The sequence below is a fragment of the Streptococcus parasanguinis genome (assembly GCF_047463195.1).
In the GTDB taxonomy this organism is placed as follows: Bacteria; Bacillota; Bacilli; order Lactobacillales; family Streptococcaceae; genus Streptococcus; species Streptococcus parasanguinis_R.
Map to the genome: position 1 here is coordinate 18,166 of NZ_JASHEI010000012.1, position 20,424 is coordinate 38,589.

Genomic DNA, 20,424 nt, shown 5'->3' on the forward strand with positions numbered 1-20,424 from the left:
ATGCAAAATAAAAGAAAAAAATTTCTGATGATATGTGCGATAGCTCTTTGCTTGCCCCTTGTTGCCTGTCAACAGAAAACAACTTCAAGTCTAAAGGAAGAGCAAGCAAGAGCTGTAGCAAGTAAGCATCCACAACAGGGGCCGTCAAAAACAAATGAGGGAGAAGCAAGCTCTGTAGTAGACCAATATATCCAGAGTTTGCGAGAAGCAAAGAGTACAGAATATTCTAGTGGATTCTATAGAAAGTATATTGCGGGTTCTATTTCTAAGCCAGCAGACCAATCCCGCAATGAAATTGTGTATCGTGAAGGTAAAATTCAATTTGATACTCTGACATTGCGTGAAATATACGCTACAGGAAAGAATGACGAGGAGGATCCTGAAAAAGTCAAAGAAAATGAACTTAGAATTGGAAAACCATTTGTAGTTCCAAGTGAATATGTCGTTTATTCACCTGGGAGAGGGACGGTATACTTGGGAGAGTATTCACAGGATCTTTTTCAAAAGGGACCTTGGAAATGGAAATGGAAAAAAGCAACTGATTACAAAGAACCTGAGATTGGTAGAAGTGATGTTTATCTGAAACTCTACGAGGCTTATAAGGATAAATTTAGTATGACTGAAGATAATGGTTATCTATATCTAAAATATAAAGGTGATGCTAAAAAGAATATTCCTTTATTCAATGAGTTAATCCAGACGATGATTGAAAGTAAGTTGTACTCAAATGAAAATAATGATATTCAATCAATCAAACTAGAAATCGAGCTTGTCGCTAAGAAGGAAAAGTCAGAAACTAAAGTTGAAGTGACTCCAAGCGAAGCAAGAATTGTTATTTATACGAAAATAAAGGATTCTAAAAAAGACCAAAGTATTACTAATGAGGACCATTTTGAGTTTGGATACCGTGATTTTAATAAGGTACAGGAAATAAAGCCACCTCATCAATTGGATATGAATGCGATTCAAGAGTAATGAGTAAATAAAAACCATTGGTTCAATTGACCAATGGTTTTTTGCTTTTCTGATTTCTGGTACACACCCATTCTTTACTAATGCCGATGCGATTGATGCATCTCGTCTTTGATGGGACAGGAACACTCGCAGTCTCCGCAGGATCCTTTTCCCTTGAGATAATGGCGAAATCCTAGAAAGGCGAGCCCAAATAAAATGATGGCAATGATAATGGTTGACATGAAAACCTCCTAGATATGAGTGGTGGATAAGTTTTTTAAGCTGATGAGTTGATCATTACTTTGCTGTGGCTTGTGGAAGATGCAGGGAACAAGGATGATGAAAATGATCTGAGCTAGCCCAGTCCTACTAGTTTAGACTTCATCGAGATTAAACACGTGTAAGATTATCTTGTAGTAACCAAAGTTATATTTCTTACTATTGAAATCTTTTCAGATTCATAGCAGGGAGAAAAGGATCGTCAAAAGGTGCGCAAATGCGGGCCTTTTATTTCTTACCTCAAAATATCTATGTCAACCATCCTGCTATTTTTGACAAATATTTTTATTTTTTTGACAAAAATACTTGTCAAAAAGAAAAAGAAGTGTTACAATGTTTTTAGTTGAAAGAAGGAGAGGTTTTCTTATGGGAGCCATATGGATTCTATTTATCCCTTTTCTGGTTATCATTTATGCAAGCTCAGAAAAGAAGATAAAAAGGTTGAACAAACGCATTAGACGATTAGAAAAACAAGTGAAAGGAAATCAAGACATGTCTAGACTTCTAGAAGAATTGAAAGGCCAAACGGTCACTGTTACTGTAGATGGTTTTGGAGCCGAGTATGAAATTTTGGATATTGATGAAGATTGGGTCAAACTGACTCGTGTGAATAATAAACAACAAAGAGAAACCAAATTAGTTCGCATCGAAGATATTCAAGATGTTCAGCTATAGGAGGCGAAAGCCATGATCTTAAAAAATCGATTGAAAGAGCTGAGGGCGCGTGATGGGCTCAACCAATCAGAACTAGCCAAGCTAGCAGGGGTCTCGCGCCAGTCTATCAGTCTCTTGGAGCGGGGTGAATACACCCCTTCGGTTATCATTGCCATCACCATCGCCCAGATTTTCAAGGAACCTGTGGAAAATGTCTTTAGTCTAGTGGAGGAAGAGGAATAACAATGAAAAAGCAACAACAAGAACGAACCCCTCGTTACCGTTTTTGGAGAAATGTAGGTATCATTACAGTTTCCGGCTTGATCGGAGGAGTTATCGGATTTTTGACAGAAATGTTTGGATACGAAAAGCCCCTAGAAATCCAATCCTTCTTTAGTAAAGAAGTACTCCTTTTGGGCTCAGCAGTTTTATTCTTAGTCGCATTTATACTCACGATAACCTTACTGATGTGCGCGAGAAAAGTCCATCAAAAGATGCTCCAAATAGAAGACGATGATGAAGCCTATCACTATGACATTCAAAAGAAAAAACTATATGGCTTAGCGACCATTTTTAAAGGCATCATGATCTTGCCCTACTTTTTATTCGTCATTTTTTATAGTCAATTGGTCGACTTAGATAGACCTGGCGCTGGGGACATGGCTTTTATCTTTGGAGACTTTACCATGCTCTATCTCTTTCTTGTCTTGATTGCCCTATTTTTCCTATCGGATATCTTCTTTCGCAAGACCTTCCATCTGATTTATGGAAAACCGATTCCCCGCAATGCCAATGCCAAGGAAGTGCGTGAATTTATGATGAGTATGATGGATGAAGCAGAAAAGCAGATTAGCTACGAGGAAAACTATGAAATTATCATTAAGTTAAGCAATTATATCTTACCGATTTCCTTAATTGCGATATTCTTAGTTGGCATTGCTTTCCATACAGATATCTTGTTAGCATTAGTAGTGGTATCACTGATTTATCTCTATATCTTGGTCTCACAATACAAGATTACCAAACGTTATTATAAAGAGTAAAGGAGTCATCCATGTTAGAAATTAGAAATTTAGAAAAAAGCTTTGGGAATAAGCAGGTTCTCTTCGGAGTAGATCTGACAGCTCAACAAGGGCATATCCTTGGCTTAGTTGGGAAAAATGGTGCCGGGAAAACAACTATTTTCCACAGCATCCTGCGCTTTTTGGACTACAGCGGCGAGATTCGCCTAGGTGGCAAACCCATTACACAAGAGACTTACAAGGAAATTGGCTATTTGCCTGAAGAGCGCAGTCTTATGCCAAAACTTACGATTTTTGAGCAGGTCCGCTATTTGGCTGCTTTGAAAGGAATGAGTACCGCCGAGGTCAAGGAAAAATTACCGACCTGGATGGAAAAACTCCAAGTGAAGGGGAAATTGACCGATAAAATCAAGAGTCTCTCAAAAGGGAACCAACAGAAGGTGCAATTGATCATCACCTTGATCCATGAGCCTAAATTGATCATTTTAGATGAACCCTTTAGCGGCTTGGATCCAGTCAATACAGAAGTGCTCAAGCAGGTCATCTTTGAAGAAAAAGAGCGTGGGGCGACCATTATCTTTTCTGACCACGTCATGACCAATGTCGAAGAGTTGTGTGATGATATCCTAATGATCCGTGATGGTTCGGTTGTCCTTTCAGGGCCAGTCCAAGAGGTCCGGAATAGCTATGGCAAGACCCGACTCTTTGTCTCTAACGACTTTAGCAAAGAAGAGCTAGAAGCTCTGCCACACGTGACCAAGGTCAGCATGACCAAGCAAGGGACTTGGAAGTTGATCTTGGATGATGCATCAGCTGGTCCAGAATTATTTGACCGCTTGACCAAGGGCCACTACCTTGCGACCTTTGACCACCAAGCCCCAACTATTGATGAGATCTTTAAACTTGAATCAGGAGTAGAAGTATGAAACAGATGTTTGTCGTAATGAAAGAAACCTATATCAGACAAGTGAAATCATGGAGTTTCCTCTTCATGGTCTTCGGTCCCTTCCTCTTTTTAGGATTGAGCATTGGAATCGGTTATCTGACAGGTTCTTCTACAGATGCCAAAAACCAGGTGGCCTTGGTGACAGAAGTTCCAGCTGTCAAAGAAAGTCTCAAAGGAACTGATGGCTTGACCTTGGACTACAAGGATGAAGCTGCAGCTAAAAAAGCCATCAAGGATGAGAAAGCAGCTGCTTACCTAACAGTCGATGAAAAAGATGGCCAGCTAGAAGCCACTTATGTAGGCGACCAAGCCATGAAAACAGATTTGAAATCGCTTGTCGCTGCGAAATTAAGCCAAGTCCAACAAGGAATCAATCTAGCGCGTGCCAATCTAAGCAAAGAGCAACTGACGGCCTTGTCTCAACAGGTTTCTCTCAAAGAAAAAATTGATGAGAAAAAAGAAGGCTTGAAAATGGTGCAAACCATGGTTGCAGGTGGTCTAGGAATGTTGCTTTATATGATTTTGATCTTCTACTCGAGTATCACAGCCCAAGAAGTGGCCAGTGAAAAGGGAACCAAGATCATGGAAGTGGTCTTCTCTAGTATCAAAGCAACCGACTATTTCTTCGCGCGCATGCTCGGACTCTTCGGTGTGATCTTTACCCATATTTTTGTCTATGTGATTGGTTTAGTAGCTGTTTGGATCTTTAGAGCAGATATCCCAGTTGTCAAGGATATTCTCGCTCCAAACTCTCCGATTACCCAACACCTAGCAGAGTCAATCTCGCTCAATACCGTCTTCTTCATTATCCTTGGGATCTTTATGTATGTGGTGCTCTCTGCCTTCTTAGGCTCAACAGTTGCACGACCTGAAGATTCAGGAAAAGCGATTTCGCCACTAATGATGTTAGTTATCTTTAGCTTCCTTGGGGTAACCACCTTGGGAAGTGCCGGTGATGTCTTCTTATTGAAGATCGGTTCCTACATTCCTTTCATCTCAACCTTCTTCATGCCTTTCCGTACCATCAATGGCTATGCGACTGGTCTTGAATCTTGGGCTTCATTGGGAATTGCGGTCCTCTTTACCATCGTGGGAACAGTGCTTATTGCTCGAATCTACGCGAGCCTGATCCTCCAGACCGATGACCTCGGACCATGGAAGACCATCAAACGTGCTCTCAGCTATCGCTAATCAAACAAGCCCTCAGTTATTGCTGAGGGCTTTTTGAATGGAGGTTACAATTTTTTGAAAGATTTGTCTCTAACTATTAATAAATTACAGAAAATTTAGTATGTTTTTTCATGGAAGAAAGAGTATTTTTCTTCAAATTATGATATGATGGAGGGGAATAATAAGATTTGAGGGTGAATATATGGATAAACTCCAAATAAAATCCAGCCCAATTGATGCGCAAGCGGCTATTGGTGAGTTGACTGGTGTTGATGTATCACAAAATGAGAATAAACAAGTAGAGTTTAGTTATTCTGCTGGTATTGCAGGTATGGAGAAGGGAAAAGAAGTAAATAATCACTTACTTCAAGCTGTGGGTAAATTTAGTGAAGCTGTTCTAATTCAAGCTAATAAATTTCCTCAAATTGCCGCTGTGCTTGAAAAACGTGATGTAGAACAGGCTCAAAGATGGGAAAGCTAACCATGATGGAGGATGTTAATAAAAATAAGCGAGATAAACTATTCCAAGAAATTGTGAAAACAGAGCGACAAGAAGATCTTATTTTAAATTTAAGTCTTGAGTATCAACAAAGTTTAGATGAATTTTTAGAAGATCTTTCGTTGATCACACGAGAAGCAGAAGAAAAGTTGTCTATTTCATCTCAAAATATCTTATTTTTTCAAGAAAAGAATGAAATGGATTTAATTGCAAGAAATTTTGTGGTTAGACAGATGGATGGTGTCAGTGAAGAGTTTCGGAATGTTTTAAAAAACTTAGACATTCAGAGAGAAAAATTGATAAGAGAAAGGAATAGTTTGCCGTGGGAGTGAGATACAGTTCATCAGAATCTGCTGCTTTGATTGAAGCTATGAGCAGTAATATTCAAATTGCTACTCAGATTACAGAAAAACTTACTAGTGGAAGTGATCATTTAATTGCAGAAATCGAAGCAGGAATACTTCAAGGTGCTGCATATGAGGCAGGGAAAAATTTATTTGGGAATATTATTATCCCATGTATCAAAAAATTACAAGAAGCGATCGACGATATTCAGATTGAATTAAATTCATACAAAAACGCAGATGCAGTTGTATCAAAATATGGAGAATTAGATTTAGATGATTTGAAGACACAAAAACAGAGTTGGGAAAAACAGCTTTCAAAGTATCAAGATCTGATCAGAAAGAATGAGGATTTTTTCAATCGTGTAGGAGCATTTCTTACTGCAAATCTGGATCAAAATTTATCAGAAAATAGAGTACTTCATGAATTGGCTGATAAAACACGGATGCAAATCAAAGATCTTGAAGAAAAAATTGAAAAATTAGAGTGGTTTGTTGAGCAAGTCAATCAGTATTTTTCAGACAGCCTTGAAATTCTTAATTTAGCGATTGAAGGAGCAGGACAACTAAGTCAAATTATAGTTGATAGCAACGGAAATTACTATGCGGATGGTGTAGACATGACTTGGTTTGACAAAATGAAACAAACAAAAGTTGTTTCCTACGCTAAAAGAGACTATCAGGATGCCTTAACAAGGACTTTAAATCAAGCGTCGAGAGATATGTTATTATCAGATGATGGTGATACCTATTATCGGGAAGAGTTAAAAAAACGCTTAAAAGGACATGATCGGTCACAGTGGAAAAAAATAATTGATGATTATAACCATACTCTAAAAATTGACAATGAAGGGAATTTAATTGAAATTTTTGATAATAGTGCTTATAAAGATCGACATTATCAAAAAGATGATAACTTTTCTGTTCTAAAAAATGGGAAGTATGATAGTGCTTCTACGAGATTGATCAACGAAAAATATCAAGAACTTCTTCAAGAAAATTTTGAAGCTAATTCTGCTGAATTTTGGGGTGGAGTTAGTCAGATGTTATCAGGTTTACTACTTGACTTTGCTAGCGTAGCAGCAGAAACTGGAGGTTTAGCTTTAGCTCCTGAGACAGGTGGGGCAAGCTTTATTGCTGGAACAACTGCAGCAGAGGTTGCTTTAGATGCAGGCAACGCACTCATATTTAGTGGGGTAGTATCTGTAGGATCCGCTATTAGTAAAACAGGTAGCGCAAACGCTGAAATTCAAGTTAATTATTCTAGCAACTACGATAGCTGGCAGGCAAATAAACCGACGAGTAAGACTTTTGGGAAAAAGGTTTCTGGACGAGTTAAAGGTAAAAAAGTCGATAATATTCGAGTTGATGCGGAGCCAGATAGTGGGAAAATCCAAGTTCAATCGGGAAGTGGGAAATCGGGTTATGGCCTCGACATAGATATCGAGGTTTCAAGGATTTCAAGTAGGCAGGATATTGTAGACTGGGTAAGCAAACATTCTGAACTAAAAGGACTTGGAAAAGGAGCTAAAGAAGAAGTTATCAAAAATATGTGGAAAGCTTTTAAATACTTAACGCAATAAGGAGTGAACAATGAAATTATATTTAAAAGGCGATTATACAAAAAGAGTACCTTATGGTTATTTAGAACTAGCTGGCAAAATGTGGTTTCCAGAAGAAAAGCAAGTATCTTACTCAAATGCAGGAGACAATGATGCATTACAAGAAGATTTTTCTGTAAATTTATCCCTGAGGAAAGGCACTGCCGATAAGAGATGGTCTAGTGTCCCCCTAAAGGAAGGGGTACGAAGACTCTTTTCACATCTTGACGAATGTATTGAGATAGAGTTTGAAAATGCATTCGCTACGGATTATAATGAAAAGGGAGACTATCTCCGTATTTTAACCAGCCATCTAGAAGTTTTAACAGTTGATAAACGCGCCATGTACATTATGGCGCTTGAGATTGCAAAGGTGATTGACGGGCAAATTAGCGAGGATAATAAGAAGACATGGCTAACAGTCGAGGAGTTTAGGAAAAAGCACGAGGCTATTCTATCTCTAACTTTTGAAGAAGCAAATGAACGAAGTTTGACTGAAATTCAAATGATGGATGTGGTAGATGACCCTCTTTGGGAGGAAGAAGCCACTCGTCGAAAAGAATATATACTAGCACATGGAGGCGATATCTCAGATTTATGAGACTATATATTAAAGGTGATTATACAAAAAGATACCATTTGGCTACAGAGAACTCGCATGGAAGATGTGGTTTAAAGAAAGAAATGGTCAAGAAATAAGTTTCTCAAATGTCGGAGATGATGAGATGCTACAAAATGACTTCTATCTATCTTTACGGTTAGATAAGTGGGGAGCAAGTGGCTCTCGTTGGAAAGATGTTAAGGCAAAAGGTGATAGTGCAATCAATTCTCAAAAATATGAAAATATTGATTTGGATTATGAAGGAAGTTATGAAAGCGACGGTAGAGAAAAGGATGAATATCTAAGGATCGCTTCGAATTATCTAGATGTATTAACGGTTGATAAACGAGCTATGTATATTATGGCACTCGAAATTGCGACTGCCATTGATGGGCAAATTAGTGAAGATGATAAGAAAACATGGCTAAGAATCGATGAGTTTAAGGAAAAGCACCAAGATATCTTATCTCTGACCTTTGATGAAGCAAATGAAATGAGTCTGGAGGAAATTCAGACGATTGATGCTATTGATGATCCCATCTGGGAAGAATTAGATCGAAAACGTGAGGAATACATCAAAATCCATGGCGAACGTGTTTATGACGATGAGGACGACGAGGACGATGAATGAGACTCTATATCAAAGGTGATTACACCAAAACTGATTTTTATGATGAGTTTAAAGAAATAGCTCAAAAGATGTGGTTTAAAGAACGAAAAGGAATTCCTCTCGATTTTTCCTATGCTTGGGATGAATATTTACATTTAAATTTACGATTGGATAAATTTAAGCATAATGACGAACGATGGGAGAGTGCAAATTTTAATAAAAATATAAACCCTTGGAAGACATTTGAATATGAGAATTTGACATTGGATCTAGAAAATTCTTATGAAAGCGATGGGCGTGAGAAAGGTGATTATTTGCGAATTATTTCCACTCATCTAGATATTTTAACGGTTGACAAGCGTGCGATGTATATTATGGCGATTGAAATAGCCTCTGCTATTGATGGTCAAATCAGTGAAGACGACAAAGAAACTTGGCTGAGTATTGAAGAATTCAAAATGAGACATGCAAATCTGCTACAATTGAGCTACGATGAGGCGGTTGATATTAGTTTGGAGGAACTTGAGGTCATGGAGGCGGTGGATGAACCACTTTGGGATGATTTACACAAGGGATGGGAAGAGTACATCGCTATCCATGGCGAACGTGTTTATGACGATGAGGAAGAAGATTGAGAATTTATATTAAAGGTGACTATACAAAAGAAATCCCGTTTGATTACTTAAAACTAGCAAAGAGAATGTGGTTTGGGGAAAAAGATGGAATAGAACCTGACTTGTCGTATGCAGGGTATCTAGATTTACCAATCGAGAAACTTTCTATACACTTAAAATTAAATAAGTGGATGCATGATAATAGATGGAGTAATGTTCAGATTAAGGAAGGGATAAAATATGATTTTTTATCCCATAAATATGAAGATATAGAGCTAGACTACGAAGATGCTATGATGTCGGACTTTCGTGAGAAAGGTGAATGTTTAAGAATCGCTACTAAGCACCTTGAACTCCTAACCGTTGATAAACGTGCTTTCTATATTATGGCGTAGAAATTGCGACTGCCATTGAGGGTCAAATCAGCGAAGATGACAAAGAGAGCTGGTTAAGTGTGGAGGAATTTAAAAATCGGCATGAAAATATTCTTTCGATGAGTTATGAACAGGCTAATAAGCTGAGTCTGGAGGAAATTCCATTTATGGATGATGTGAGAGACCCGGTTTGGGAAGAAGATGACCGCAGAAATGAAGAATACATCCGAATCCATGGAGAAGTGGAGTTGGATGACGAGGACGACGAGTGAAACTATATCTTAAAGGTAACTACGAAACTAACATCTATCAAGCCTGTATGGAATATCCTTGGAAAATGTGGTTCAAGGAACGTAAGGGAGTGCAGGTTGAGTTTTCTTATGCACGTGATGATGACTTCTATTTTAGTGTTAGTTTGGATAAATTTTCTTCAAATGATGAGCGTTGGGGAATGGCTGATTTTAGAGTAGGCAACGATCCCTGGGCGACTTTTAAGCGTGAAAATTTAAATTTAAATTTTGAATATTCTTATGAAAGTGATGGACGAGAAAAAGGAGACTATCTACGAATCATCACGACTCATAAAGATATTCTAACGGTTGATAAGCGAGCTCTTTATATCATGGCGATTGAGGTGGCGTCTGCCATTGACGGTCAAATCAGCGAAGATGATAAGGAAACATGGCTGAGCATTGAAGAATTTAAAACAAAACATGCAGATTTGTTGCATTTGACCTACAATGAAGCGGTTGACATTAGCTTGAAAGAGATAGAAGTAATGAAAGCTGTTGATGAGCCACTCTGGGAAGAATTGGATCGAAAGCGTGAAGAATACATCCGAATCCATGGAGAAGTGGAGTTGGATGACGACGAATGAGGCATTCTACTTCAATCTGTAAGCCTTCAGTTGTTTCTGAGAGCTTTTTGATTTCACATTGACTTTTGCAAGCCTTTTCACTACAATAGAACTACAGAAAAGGAGGCGGACATGAACTATATTGAGTTTTCTGAAAATGAGCGTCTGTCCACGATTGTCCTTGGGATGATGCGGATCAGTGAGATGAGTGAAGATGAGGTGGAGGCCTTGGTGGAGGTGGCCTTGTCGATTGGGATCAACACCTTTGACCTGGCGGATATCTATGGCGATGGCCAGTGTGAGGTCCTGCTGGGGAAGGTCCTCAAGCGCCGTCCGGATCTTCGGGACCAGATGTGGATCCAGTCCAAGTGCGGGATTCGCAAAGACGGCTTTACCTATTTTGATTTTTCCAAGGACTATATTTTGGGCTCTGTCGATGGCATTCTCGAGCGTCTGCAGATCGAGCGTTTAGATAGTCTCCTCCTTCACCGACCGGATGCCCTCATGGAGCCGGAAGAAGTGGCAGCAGCTTTTGATCAGTTGGAGCAAGCGGGCAAGGTTCGTCATTTTGGGGTGTCCAATCAAAATCCCATGATGATGGAATTGCTTAAGACGGCTGTCAAACAACCTCTCAAGGTCAACCAGCTGCAGTTGAGTGCCGCCTTTACACCGAGCTTTGAAGCTGGTTTTCATGTCAACATGGAAGGGCCAAAAGCAGCTGTGCGAGATGGCAGTGTCTTTGAGTATTGTCGTTTAACTGATACGGTGATTCAAGCCTGGTCTGTCCTCCAGCATGGCTATTTCAAGGGGAATTTTGTGGGCAAGGAAGAGTTTGCGGCCCTCAATCACGTACTCAATGACTTGGCGAAAAAATACCAAGTCACTCCGACAGCCATTGCCCTTGCTTGGGTCCTCCGCTATCCGGGTAAGATGCAGGCTGTCATCGGAACGACCAAACCCCAGCATATCCTTGAAGCGGGGAAAGCAGCAACAGTCACTCTAACGCGCAAGGAATGGTACCAAATCTACTTGGCGGCGGGAAATGATTTGCCTTAGAATCTTGTTAGTAGACCAGACTTCACTTGTATCAGTGGGCTGGTCTTTTGTTTTATACTTTACGAATTTTTCTTGACAAGTCTTACTTTGTTATGGTATTCTTTATGCAACAAGTGTTGCGCAACGTTCGTTGCGTGAAAGGAGTCTTATGCCACCCAAGGTTAAATTTAGTAAAGAGGCTATCATTGGGACAGCTTTACAATTGGTGAGAGAAGAGGGCCTGGCTAGTTTGACGGCTCGAGCATTAGCAGAGAAACTGGGAGCCACGCCAAGGGTCATTTTTGGGCAATTTGCTAATATGTCTGAGTTACAAGCAGAGGTTATTGTTGCTGCGGAAATGGTCGTGGTGGAGTATATTCGCAAGGCCTTAGAAGATGAAAAGCCTTTTCGATCTGTCGGGGTTGCTTATATCCTGTTTGCCTCAAAAGAGCCCCAACTCTTTCAATTGCTTTTCCAAAATCCTAGCAAAGATCCGATTCGTCGCTTTCAAGATTTTCTTCCCATGAAGGATCATAGTTACCAATTGGTTCTGGATTCGATTGTTGCAGACTATCCATTGACTTTAGAGGAGGCTAGTCGCTTGTACCAGCATCTATTCATTTACTCACACGGAATGGCCTCTATGGTTGCTTCTGGTATTTATCAGTTCAGCATGGAAGAAGTGATTGGTTTATTGACAGAAGTTTGTCAATCTCTCATCAAAGAAATGGTAGGAAAGAAATGATTCAACTAGAAAATGTTCACAAAAGTTACGGTCAAACCAAGGTTTTAAAAGGGATTGATTTGCAGATTCAAGACCAGGATGATGTGGTTGTCCTAGGTCCTTCTGGATCAGGAAAGTCAACCCTCTTAAACGTGTTATCCGGATTAGAAAAGGTAGACGAGGGGCATATCCTCATTCAAGGGCAGAATTTTTCTCAACTCACGGATGCTCAATTGACAGCCTTTAGACGTGAGAAGATTGCCTTTATTTTCCAGCAGTATTATCTATTGCCGAATCTAACGGTTAGACAGAATGTAAAGATGGGAGCTGATCTGGCAAACAATCATGATTTTTTGCAGATCATCGAGGATTTGGGCCTTGGCGATAAGCTGGACAAGTATCCGAGTGAATTGTCTGGTGGGGAACAGCAGAGAGTCTCCATTGCTCGGGCCTTGGCTAAAAAACCAGAGATTCTCTTCTTAGATGAGCCGACGGGGGCCCTGGACGAAGAAACAGGGCGCAAGATTCTCGACTATATTTGGAAATTAAAGGAAAAGTTGGGCTTTACCTTAATCATGGTGACACACAACCAAAATATTGCGGATATGGCCAGAACCATCATTCGTGTCAATAGTGGCAAGATTACCCAAGTGGTGACCAACGATCAGCCTCAGACTGCCTATGAGATTGGATGGTAAGCTATGTTTTCAGTAAAAGATATTCGAAAATTAGTTGTCGTCAGTATCATTGGGGCTTGTGCGGTCTTTGTGGCCAATCTCTTCTTGAATTTTTACCTGGACATCGAGCAGTTGGAGATTTCGAAAACCAATCCGATGATTCAGACCTACTATGATGCCCAGGTTTCGCTTTCCTGGATGGTGGCCATGGTCAGTGGGGTTGTCTTGTCCTTGACGTCGATCCTTCTCATGTGCTTTTATATCAAACAATTTGTCGATGACCACAAGGAACAATTAGGGATTTTAAAGGCTTTGGGCTATAGCAATGGCCAGTTGGCGAAACGATTTTGGGCTTTTGGACTCAGTTTTGGAGTTGGAGCGCTTCTTGGCTATTTCGCTTCTTTTCTAATGATGGGACATTTTTATGACTTTCGCAATGAGAAGGGGATTTTGCCAGACATTACCATTCATTTTCACTGGCAGCTCTTAGTTGCTTTAGTGATACTGCCAACGACTTTCTTTATGGTTCTTGCGATTGGCTACGCTAGAAGACAACTCCAAACGCCGGCTCTTCGCTTATTGAAAAAATCTCCAACACCGATTAAGGTCAAAAGGAGAAAAAGGGCTTCTAAGAAAGAGAAATCCTTCCTAAAAGAGCTGTCTTCGTCGCTGATTTGGGGGAGAAAATCGATCCTGTTTTTTGTGGTCTTTGGCTCTATGTGTTTTGCGGCCATGGTTCAATTATCCTTTGGCCTAAGGGACTACACAGATGACATCATCCAAACGATGATGATTATGATTGGTTTGATTCTTTCTTTCTCGATTCTCTTTTTGTCATTGGGGATTGTCGTCTCAGAAAGTCGGGAAACCTTGGCTCTTATGAAGGCATTTGGCTACACCGATCGTGAATGCCAAGCTCATATTCTCGCTCCCTATCGTTTTTGGGCTTATCTAGGATTTGTTCTTGGGACGGTTTACCAATATGGCATCATGGAAATTTTGATCGGTGTGATCAAAGATACGGTTCCTGAAAAGATTGAGCATCACTTTGATGGGAATGTGTGCTTTTGGACCTTGATTGGCTTTGCTGTGGTTTATGAAAGCCTCTTTTATCTATCCAACAGAAAACTCCAAAAACAAACGATTAAAGAAGTGCTCTTAGCTGAATGATCAGAAAAGGTTGGCTTCCCAGCCTTTTACTTGTGCAAGTCATTGACAAGAGAAGGCTTTTTCGCTATTCTAGAGGAATAATAGAAATGAAAGGGAGACATCATGAAACGGAGCTACTGGCAGGACCTGAAGGAGGCCTTTTACTTGATCTGGCGCAATAAATGGTCTTTTATCGCGATTGGGATTTTGCTACAATTTGTGGTTGGGGTTGGGGCTGCGGCCTTGAGCTGGGTCTTTCAACTGGCTGTTTTACTTTCGGGTCAGGCCAATATTGATAAGAACAACCTTGTCTCTGTCATGAGCCATCCCTTGAGCTTTCTGGCTCTTTTGATTTTTATCATGGTCTTTGCCTTCTTGTTTATGCTGGAGATGCAGACCATGATTTCAGTCATTTATCTGTCGCGTACCGATCAGCACTTGTCCTTTAAAAAGGTACTGCGCCAATCATTTGGTCGCTTGAAGGATCTAGCGGGGAGAAATCTGCTTTATTTTCTGCTTTATCTCCTCTTGACCCTGCCTCTTGCAGGTTTCTTTATTGGATCGACCCTAACGGATGGTGTTTATATTCCTACCTTTATCACAGAAGAGTTCGAAAAGACCACGATCGGATCGATCGGGCTCTTAGTGGTGGGGCTGATCCTTTTCTATCTCAATCTTCGCTTGATCTATACGGTTCCCAACCTTGTGGTAGAGGAGTTACCATTTGGTCGTGCCTTGAAAAAAAGTTGGAGCATGACCAAAAAAGGTGGCTTTCGTCTCTTATGGAGAATGCTGTCCTTTGAGTTTCTCTTAACTTTTCTTGGGATTCTACTGGTCCTGGGTCTGGTTTTTGCCTTGACGGTGATCGATAAAGAGGGCCAGTATTTCTGGGTGGAGACGGCCTTTTTGGTCCTGATTCGGATCTTCCTGTTCATTTTCACAGTCTTGACAAAGGTGGGATCGCTCGGCATCATCTTGGATTCTGCATGGGAAGTACCGAGTCGATCTGTCATGCGCTCGAAAGGCAGTCGAAAGATGAAGGGGCTCTTTGCTCTGACAGTGGTCTTTCTCATGGTCCAATCGGGGATCTCAGCCTTTGAACTTGCAACCCTAAAGGTGAATGATCGGATTAAGCTCATCGCCCATCGTGGTGATGTCTCTAAAGGGGTAGAAAATTCCCTGGAAGCCTTAGAAGCAGCAGCCAAGGAGAAGGCAGCTTATGCGGAGATGGATATCATTTTTACCAAGGACCATCAATTTGTCGTCATGCATGACTACAATCTCAAACGCCTGGCTGGGGTGGACAAGGATGTGAAAGACATGACCCTAGCTGAGGTGCAAGGCCTCAAGATTCAACAGGATGGCCACACGAGTCATATCCCTTCGTTTGAGGAATATGTCAAACGGGCCAAAGAATTGAAGATGAAGCTTTTGGTTGAGCTCAAGCCTCATGGTGGAGAACCTGCCAATTATGTGGATCTCTTCGTGCAGAAGATGCGGGACTTAGGGGTTGAAAAGGATTATCCAGCCATGTCTTTGGATCTGTCGGTGATCGAAAAGGTCGAGAAGAAAGCACCTGAGATCAAGACCGGCTATATCATTCCCATTCAATTTGGTCGCTTTGAAAAAGACTCGGTCGACTTCTTTGCGATTGAAGACTTTTCTTATCAGGAGGATTTGGTAACTCAAGCTCATGAGATGAAAAAAGAGCTCTATGTCTGGACCATCAACGATCAGAAAAAGTTGACCAAGTATTTGCAAGAACCCATCGATGGCTTGATTACGGATAAATTGACAGAGGCTCAAAAACTGAAAAAGGATTTGAAAGAAAATAAGTCTTACTTTGATCGTCTCTTAAATCTCGTCGATATGTCTGAGGAAGAGTAAGGCAGGAAAGGCCTAGAGGTCCCTCAAAATAGGGGCCTTTTTAGCTGACTTTGATCTTGCTTTTTTTGCGAAATTAGTCTACAATGGTACTTAATCAATATACATGCGTAATCCCTAGGGTCTTTCCCTCGGGGAATTTTGTGTGTTTTGACCTGTTTTCGATGAGGACATGTTCTGTGTTTTCTCTAGGTAAAAGTATGAAACTTATTGGAGGTAATGATGATTCGATCCTTAATTTCCGAGGTCAAGGAATTCAAGAAGCCCTCGATTTTGGCTTCCTTGTTCATGGTCTTTGAAGTCATGTTTGAGATTTCGATTCCCTTTGTCATGGCGAGTCTTTTGGACCAAGGTGTTCAACAAAGAAACATGAACAATATTTTGTTTTACGGTGGGCTCATGCTGGTCTGTGCCTTTCTCTCCCTCTTTTGTGGGATGCAGTCTGCCCGTTATGGCGCCTATGCATCGGCTGGTTTTGCCAAAAACCTTCGTCGGGCTATTTTCAAAAAGGTTCAAACCTTCTCATTTGAGAATATTGATCAGTTCTCATCAGGTGGGTTAGTCACTCGGATGATGACGGACGTAACCAATGTGCAAAATGCCTATCAAATGGTCATTCGGATCTGTGTACGGGCACCGCTCAATTTGATCTTTGCCATTGTGGCTTGTTTCTTGATCAATCCAGAAATGGCCATGATCTTTGTCTATGTGACCATCTTTTTGGCAGCTGTCTTAAGCATCATCATGAAGATTGTGTATCCGCTCTTCACAGAAGTATTTGAAGCTTATGACAATCTCAACAACAGTATCCAAGAAAACATCACCAATATGCGGGTGGTCAAGTCTTACGTTAAGGAAGCAGATGAAACCGTTAAATTCAAGAAGGCTTCACGTTTGATTTATAACATGTTTATGAAGGCTATCCGTGTCGTTGTCTTGAGTAGCCCAGCTATGATGCTTTCCATGTATGCTTCTTTCCTTTTGATCTCTTGGATCGGGGCTCATCTGATCGTTGGTGGTCAACTCTCTACTGGGAATTTGACCTCTATGTTTAGCTACACCATGACCATTCTCATGTCGCTCATGATGTTTATGATGATCTTTGTCATGCTGTCGATTTCTATGGCCTCTGTCGAGCGGATCAATGAAGTCTTAACGACCAAAACGACGATTGACTCTCCAGAAAATGGGATCAAAGAAGTCGCTGATGGATCCATCAACTTTGAGGATGTGACCTTTGCTTATACCGATGAAAATGGCGACAAGACCCATGTCTTACAAGGGATTAATCTTTCCATTCGTTCAGGGGAAGTGATTGGTATCTTGGGTGGAACAGGATCAGGGAAATCAAGCTTGGTTCAGTTGATTCCTCGTCTCTATGATGTTGAGTCTGGTCGAGTGACAGTAGCAGGCCACGATGTCAAAGAATACGATCTTGATTCCCTTCGTAAGCAAGTAGCCATGGTTCTTCAGACCAATGTCCTTTTCTCTGGTACGATTAAAGAAAATATGCGCTGGGGAAATAAAGATGCGACGGATGAAGAGATCATCGCAGCTTGTAAGATTGCCCAAGCCGATGAATTTATTCAAGATTTCAAAGAGGGTTATGACACTATGATTGAGCGTGGGGGATCCAATGTCTCTGGTGGTCAACGCCAGCGTCTCTGTATCGCGCGTGCCCTTCTCATGAATCCGAAGATCTTGATCTTGGATGATTCGACTTCGGCAGTCGATACCAAGACAGATAGTTTGATCCGTCAAGGATTGGCAACTAGCTTGAAAGACACTACCAAAATCATCATTGGTCAACGGATTTCCTCTATTCAAGATGCAGATCGCATTATCGTGATGAATGATGGCCAAATCGATGCGATCGGTCGTCACGAGGAATTGCTTGCGACCAATGCCATCTACCAAGAAGTATATGAAATGCAAACACAAGGGAAAGGAGAAGCAGATGAAAACTAAGAAAAAAGCAAATCTAGGCTCTATCCTTCGCCTGCTCGACTTCCTTTGGAAAAACTACAAGGTATCCTTGATTGTTTCCTTTATCTTAATCATTCTATCGTCTCTTGCTACGGTCAATGTAACAGCTTCGATTCAGTCCTTGGTCGATGTCTATGTGGAGCCCATGCTGACAAGCAACAGCCATGATTTTGGACCGCTCTTGTCCTTCTTAACACGAGTTGGTTTGATCTGTTTGATCGGGGTACTTGCCAATTATGGCTTTACCCTGATCATGGCGACTGTTTCACAAGACTCACTTAGAAGTCTTCGAAATCAGTTGTTTGCTCGCATGCAAAAACTGCCCGTTCGTTACTTTGATACCCACCAACACGGGGACATCATGTCTATCTATACCAATGATATTGATGCTCTTCGCCAAGCGATTGAAGAATCCATTCCTCAACTCTTATCCTCAGCGATTACCATCCTTGGGGTAACGATTACCATGCTGACGGTTAGTCCACTCTTGTTCTTGATTGTTCTCTTCACGGTTATCGTCATGGTCTTTATCATCAAGGATGTTTCTGGCAAGTCAGGTCGTTACTTCGGGGCCCAACAAAAGAACTTGGGGATTGAGAACGGCTTTATTGAAGAAATGATGTCTGGTCAAAAAGTGGTCAAGGCCTTTGTGCATGAAAGAGAAAGCATTGAGGATTTTGACCGGATCAATGACCAACTCTTTGAGTCTTCCTACCAAGCCAACCGCTATGCCAATGTCCTCATGCCGATTCTTGGGAACTTGGGCAATGTTTCCTTTGTTCTAACAGCCTTGATCGGTGGGCTCTTTGCGCTAAACGGCATCGGTGGTTTAACCATTGGTGGTCTCATGGCCTTTCTGCAATTGAACCGTTCCTTCACAGGTCCCATTGCTCAGGTCTCTCAACAATTGAACTTTGTCCTGATGGCTTTGGCTGGTGGAGATCGTGTCTTTGATCTCTTGGATGAAGAAGAAGAGGTCGACCTTGGAAAAGTGACGTTGGTCAATTATGAACTGGTCGATGGAGAAATGGTTGAAACCGATCAGAAAACCAACAAGTGGGCTTGGAAACACCCTCGTCCAAATGGAGATTACCAGCTTGTCAAGATGGTCGGAAATGTGGTCTTTGATAATGTTGATTTCTCCTATGATGGGAAGAAACAAATCCTTCATGGCATCAATTTGTACGCGGATAAGGGTCAAAAAGTGGCCTTTGTCGGAGCGACTGGTGCAGGAAAGACAACCATTACCAACTTGATCAACCGATTCTATGACATCCAGTCAGGAATGATCACCTATGATGGAATCGATATTAAATTGATTGAGAAAGATTCTCTTCGTCGTTCCCTCGGAATCGTTCTTCAAGATACCCACTTATTCACTGGTACGATTGCGGAAAACATCGCTTACGGTCGTGCTGATGCAACACGGGAAGAAATCCTTGAAGCAGCTCGAATTGCTAATGTGGATTCCTTTGTCAAGCACTTGGATCAGGGCTATGAGACAGTCTTGACGGATGATGGGGCTGGCCTATCAAATGGTCAACGACAATTGATCGCCATTGCCCGTGCAGCCCTTGCCAATGCGCCTGTCTTGATTCTGGACGAAGCGACGTCTTCTATCGACTCGCGGACAGAGAAGATGGTGCAAGAAGGGATGGACCGCTTGATGGAAGGTCGGACAGTCTTTGTTATCGCCCACCGTCTATCGACGATTGTCAATTCCGATGTGATTATGGTAATGGACCACGGACGCATCATCGAGCGAGGCAACCATGCTTCCTTGATGGCAGAACGTGGCACCTATTACCGCCTCTACACCGGTGGACTTGAAATTGATTAATAATAAAAAAGCTTGAGCGTTGGCTCAGGCTTTTTGCTTATTTCTCAAGTAATTCTTGAATCAAGTCTTCCATGGCAGCTGGTTCTGTTTTGGAGGAGAAGCGTTGGGCGACATGGCCTTGTCGGTCGATGACAAATTTTGCGAAGTTCCATTCGATGCGTTTGCCCAGTGGCCCAGCTGCTTGGCTTTTGAGCCAGTCATATAGAGGAAGGGCTTCTTTACCATTAACCTTGGCTTTAGCGAATCGTGGGAAGGTGGTCTGGTAGTTGAGGCTGCAGAAGCTATTGATTTCTTCTGCCGTTCCTGGTGCCTGTCCCATGAATTGGTTACAGGGAATGTCTAGAATTTCAAGCCCCTTTTCCTGGTAGCGCTGGTAGAGATCTTGCAGTCCTTGGTATTGCGGGGTCAAGCCACAGCCTGTTGCTGTATTGACTACGATGAGGACCTTACCTTGGTAGTGAGAAAGGGGAATCTCCTCCCCATTCTGGTTTTCTAAAGAAAAATCATAAATGCTGGTCATAGGTGGTATCCTTTCTGTCTCTTCAACTTTTATTGTAGCATAAATCTCCTAATATTGGGCCTAGAGGAGCATGACTTCTTGCTTT

The 20,424-nt window shown here is 41.4% G+C and carries 21 protein-coding genes and 2 pseudogenes; 21 read left to right on the plus strand and 2 right to left on the minus strand.

Going from position 1 to position 20,424, the window contains the following annotated elements:
* Complete coding sequence (locus QM870_RS09495; RefSeq protein WP_201088051.1) at positions 1-975, plus strand: hypothetical protein; 975 nt, start codon at positions 1-3, stop codon at positions 973-975.
* Positions 976-1,052: 77 nt separating this feature from the next.
* Here QM870_RS09495 and QM870_RS09500 read toward each other — a convergent pair whose 3' ends face one another.
* Positions 1,053-1,196, minus strand: coding sequence for a FeoB-associated Cys-rich membrane protein (locus QM870_RS09500; protein WP_080980940.1), 144 nt, complete (start codon positions 1,194-1,196; stop codon positions 1,053-1,055).
* Between the two features lie 403 nt (positions 1,197-1,599).
* Here QM870_RS09500 and QM870_RS09505 point away from each other — a divergent pair, with 403 nt between their 5' ends.
* The 20 genes and pseudogenes from QM870_RS09505 (at position 1,600) to QM870_RS09600 (ending at position 19,819) form a co-directional block, all read left to right on the plus strand.
* Positions 1,600-1,908 carry a hypothetical protein gene (locus tag QM870_RS09505; protein ID WP_049491061.1) on the plus strand — a complete coding sequence of 103 codons (309 nt, stop codon included), beginning with the start codon at positions 1,600-1,602 and terminating at the stop codon, positions 1,906-1,908.
* Positions 1,909-1,920: 12 nt separating this feature from the next.
* Positions 1,921-2,130 carry a helix-turn-helix transcriptional regulator gene (locus QM870_RS09510; protein WP_023918610.1) on the plus strand — a complete coding sequence of 70 codons (210 nt, stop codon included), beginning with the start codon at positions 1,921-1,923 and terminating at the stop codon, positions 2,128-2,130.
* Between the two features lie 2 nt (positions 2,131-2,132).
* Positions 2,133-2,930: a DUF3169 family protein gene (locus tag QM870_RS09515; RefSeq protein ID WP_049491060.1), complete on the plus strand. Its 798-nt coding sequence runs from the start codon at positions 2,133-2,135 to the stop codon at positions 2,928-2,930.
* A gap of 11 nt (positions 2,931-2,941) precedes the next feature.
* Positions 2,942-3,835, plus strand: coding sequence for an ABC transporter ATP-binding protein (locus QM870_RS09520; protein ID WP_214259848.1), 894 nt, complete (start codon positions 2,942-2,944; stop codon positions 3,833-3,835).
* Positions 3,832-5,046: an ABC transporter permease gene (locus QM870_RS09525; RefSeq protein WP_371586079.1), complete on the plus strand. Its 1,215-nt coding sequence runs from the start codon at positions 3,832-3,834 to the stop codon at positions 5,044-5,046. The genes QM870_RS09520 and QM870_RS09525 overlap by 4 nt, the downstream gene beginning before the upstream one ends.
* 181 nt (positions 5,047-5,227) lie before the next feature.
* Complete coding sequence (locus tag QM870_RS09530) at positions 5,228-5,506, plus strand: hypothetical protein (protein ID WP_049475332.1); 279 nt, start codon at positions 5,228-5,230, stop codon at positions 5,504-5,506.
* Positions 5,494-5,856 carry a hypothetical protein gene (locus QM870_RS09535; protein WP_070674397.1) on the plus strand — a complete coding sequence of 121 codons (363 nt, stop codon included), beginning with the start codon at positions 5,494-5,496 and terminating at the stop codon, positions 5,854-5,856. The genes QM870_RS09530 and QM870_RS09535 overlap by 13 nt, the downstream gene beginning before the upstream one ends.
* Entirely contained in the window at positions 5,847-7,451 is a 1,605-nt protein-coding gene (locus QM870_RS09540) for a virulence protein (protein WP_070674400.1), read from the plus strand. The genes QM870_RS09535 and QM870_RS09540 overlap by 10 nt, the downstream gene beginning before the upstream one ends.
* Before the next feature lie 10 nt (positions 7,452-7,461).
* Positions 7,462-8,070, plus strand: coding sequence for a hypothetical protein (locus tag QM870_RS09545; protein WP_003007944.1), 609 nt, complete (start codon positions 7,462-7,464; stop codon positions 8,068-8,070).
* Positions 8,067-8,701, plus strand: a pseudogene (locus QM870_RS09550) (hypothetical protein). Before QM870_RS09545 ends, QM870_RS09550 begins: the two are co-directional and overlap by 4 nt.
* Entirely contained in the window at positions 8,698-9,315 is a 618-nt protein-coding gene (locus QM870_RS09555) for a hypothetical protein (RefSeq protein ID WP_414369394.1), read from the plus strand. The pseudogene QM870_RS09550 and the gene QM870_RS09555 overlap by 4 nt, the downstream one beginning before the upstream one ends.
* A pseudogene (locus QM870_RS09560) lies at positions 9,312-9,940 on the plus strand (hypothetical protein). The gene QM870_RS09555 and the pseudogene QM870_RS09560 overlap by 4 nt, the downstream one beginning before the upstream one ends.
* On the plus strand, positions 9,937-10,545 hold the full coding sequence (locus QM870_RS09565; protein WP_414369396.1) for a hypothetical protein: 609 nt from the start codon (positions 9,937-9,939) through the stop codon (positions 10,543-10,545). The pseudogene QM870_RS09560 and the gene QM870_RS09565 overlap by 4 nt, the downstream one beginning before the upstream one ends.
* Before the next feature lie 111 nt (positions 10,546-10,656).
* Positions 10,657-11,580, plus strand: a complete 924-nt coding sequence (locus QM870_RS09570; RefSeq protein WP_414369397.1) for an aldo/keto reductase — start codon at positions 10,657-10,659, stop codon at positions 11,578-11,580.
* Between the two features lie 148 nt (positions 11,581-11,728).
* Positions 11,729-12,304 carry a TetR/AcrR family transcriptional regulator gene (locus QM870_RS09575; protein ID WP_414369398.1) on the plus strand — a complete coding sequence of 192 codons (576 nt, stop codon included), beginning with the start codon at positions 11,729-11,731 and terminating at the stop codon, positions 12,302-12,304.
* Positions 12,301-12,981 (plus strand): ABC transporter ATP-binding protein, encoded by a 681-nt coding sequence (locus QM870_RS09580; RefSeq protein WP_414369400.1) that lies wholly within the window; start codon positions 12,301-12,303, stop codon positions 12,979-12,981. Before QM870_RS09575 ends, QM870_RS09580 begins: the two co-directional genes overlap by 4 nt.
* A 3-nt stretch (positions 12,982-12,984) precedes the next feature.
* Positions 12,985-14,130 (plus strand): FtsX-like permease family protein, encoded by a 1,146-nt coding sequence (locus QM870_RS09585; protein WP_414369402.1) that lies wholly within the window; start codon positions 12,985-12,987, stop codon positions 14,128-14,130.
* A gap of 102 nt (positions 14,131-14,232) precedes the next feature.
* Positions 14,233-15,996, plus strand: coding sequence for a glycerophosphoryl diester phosphodiesterase membrane domain-containing protein (locus tag QM870_RS09590; RefSeq protein ID WP_414369403.1), 1,764 nt, complete (start codon positions 14,233-14,235; stop codon positions 15,994-15,996).
* A gap of 219 nt (positions 15,997-16,215) precedes the next feature.
* Positions 16,216-17,961 (plus strand): ABC transporter ATP-binding protein, encoded by a 1,746-nt coding sequence (locus tag QM870_RS09595; protein ID WP_414369405.1) that lies wholly within the window; start codon positions 16,216-16,218, stop codon positions 17,959-17,961.
* On the plus strand, positions 17,951-19,819 hold the full coding sequence (locus QM870_RS09600) for an ABC transporter ATP-binding protein (RefSeq protein ID WP_414369407.1): 1,869 nt from the start codon (positions 17,951-17,953) through the stop codon (positions 19,817-19,819). Before QM870_RS09595 ends, QM870_RS09600 begins: the two co-directional genes overlap by 11 nt.
* Before the next feature lie 37 nt (positions 19,820-19,856).
* Here the strand turns inward: QM870_RS09600 and QM870_RS09605 are convergent, their stop codons facing one another.
* Positions 19,857-20,339, minus strand: a complete 483-nt coding sequence (locus QM870_RS09605) for a glutathione peroxidase (protein WP_049506114.1) — start codon at positions 20,337-20,339, stop codon at positions 19,857-19,859.
* Between the last annotated feature and the right edge of the window lie 85 nt (positions 20,340-20,424).

Bases quoted from the DNA above. Each gene is read 5' to 3' on its own strand.
- QM870_RS09495 (WP_201088051.1), top strand. From the start codon at position 1: ATGCAAAATAAAAGAAAAAAATTTCTGATGATATGTGCGATAGCTCTT.
- QM870_RS09500 (WP_080980940.1), bottom strand. From the start codon at position 1,196: ATGTCAACCATTATCATTGCCATCATTTTATTTGGGCTCGCCTTTCTA.
- QM870_RS09505 (WP_049491061.1), top strand. From the start codon at position 1,600: ATGGGAGCCATATGGATTCTATTTATCCCTTTTCTGGTTATCATTTAT.
- QM870_RS09510 (WP_023918610.1), top strand. From the start codon at position 1,921: ATGATCTTAAAAAATCGATTGAAAGAGCTGAGGGCGCGTGATGGGCTC.
- QM870_RS09515 (WP_049491060.1), top strand. From the start codon at position 2,133: ATGAAAAAGCAACAACAAGAACGAACCCCTCGTTACCGTTTTTGGAGA.
- QM870_RS09520 (WP_214259848.1), top strand. From the start codon at position 2,942: ATGTTAGAAATTAGAAATTTAGAAAAAAGCTTTGGGAATAAGCAGGTT.
- QM870_RS09525 (WP_371586079.1), top strand. From the start codon at position 3,832: ATGAAACAGATGTTTGTCGTAATGAAAGAAACCTATATCAGACAAGTG.
- QM870_RS09530 (WP_049475332.1), top strand. From the start codon at position 5,228: ATGGATAAACTCCAAATAAAATCCAGCCCAATTGATGCGCAAGCGGCT.
- QM870_RS09535 (WP_070674397.1), top strand. From the start codon at position 5,494: ATGGGAAAGCTAACCATGATGGAGGATGTTAATAAAAATAAGCGAGAT.
- QM870_RS09545 (WP_003007944.1), top strand. From the start codon at position 7,462: ATGAAATTATATTTAAAAGGCGATTATACAAAAAGAGTACCTTATGGT.
- QM870_RS09555 (WP_414369394.1), top strand. From the start codon at position 8,698: ATGAGACTCTATATCAAAGGTGATTACACCAAAACTGATTTTTATGAT.
- QM870_RS09570 (WP_414369397.1), top strand. From the start codon at position 10,657: ATGAACTATATTGAGTTTTCTGAAAATGAGCGTCTGTCCACGATTGTC.
- QM870_RS09575 (WP_414369398.1), top strand. From the start codon at position 11,729: ATGCCACCCAAGGTTAAATTTAGTAAAGAGGCTATCATTGGGACAGCT.
- QM870_RS09580 (WP_414369400.1), top strand. From the start codon at position 12,301: ATGATTCAACTAGAAAATGTTCACAAAAGTTACGGTCAAACCAAGGTT.
- QM870_RS09585 (WP_414369402.1), top strand. From the start codon at position 12,985: ATGTTTTCAGTAAAAGATATTCGAAAATTAGTTGTCGTCAGTATCATT.
- QM870_RS09590 (WP_414369403.1), top strand. From the start codon at position 14,233: ATGAAACGGAGCTACTGGCAGGACCTGAAGGAGGCCTTTTACTTGATC.
- QM870_RS09595 (WP_414369405.1), top strand. From the start codon at position 16,216: ATGATTCGATCCTTAATTTCCGAGGTCAAGGAATTCAAGAAGCCCTCG.
- QM870_RS09600 (WP_414369407.1), top strand. From the start codon at position 17,951: ATGAAAACTAAGAAAAAAGCAAATCTAGGCTCTATCCTTCGCCTGCTC.
- QM870_RS09605 (WP_049506114.1), bottom strand. From the start codon at position 20,339: ATGACCAGCATTTATGATTTTTCTTTAGAAAACCAGAATGGGGAGGAG.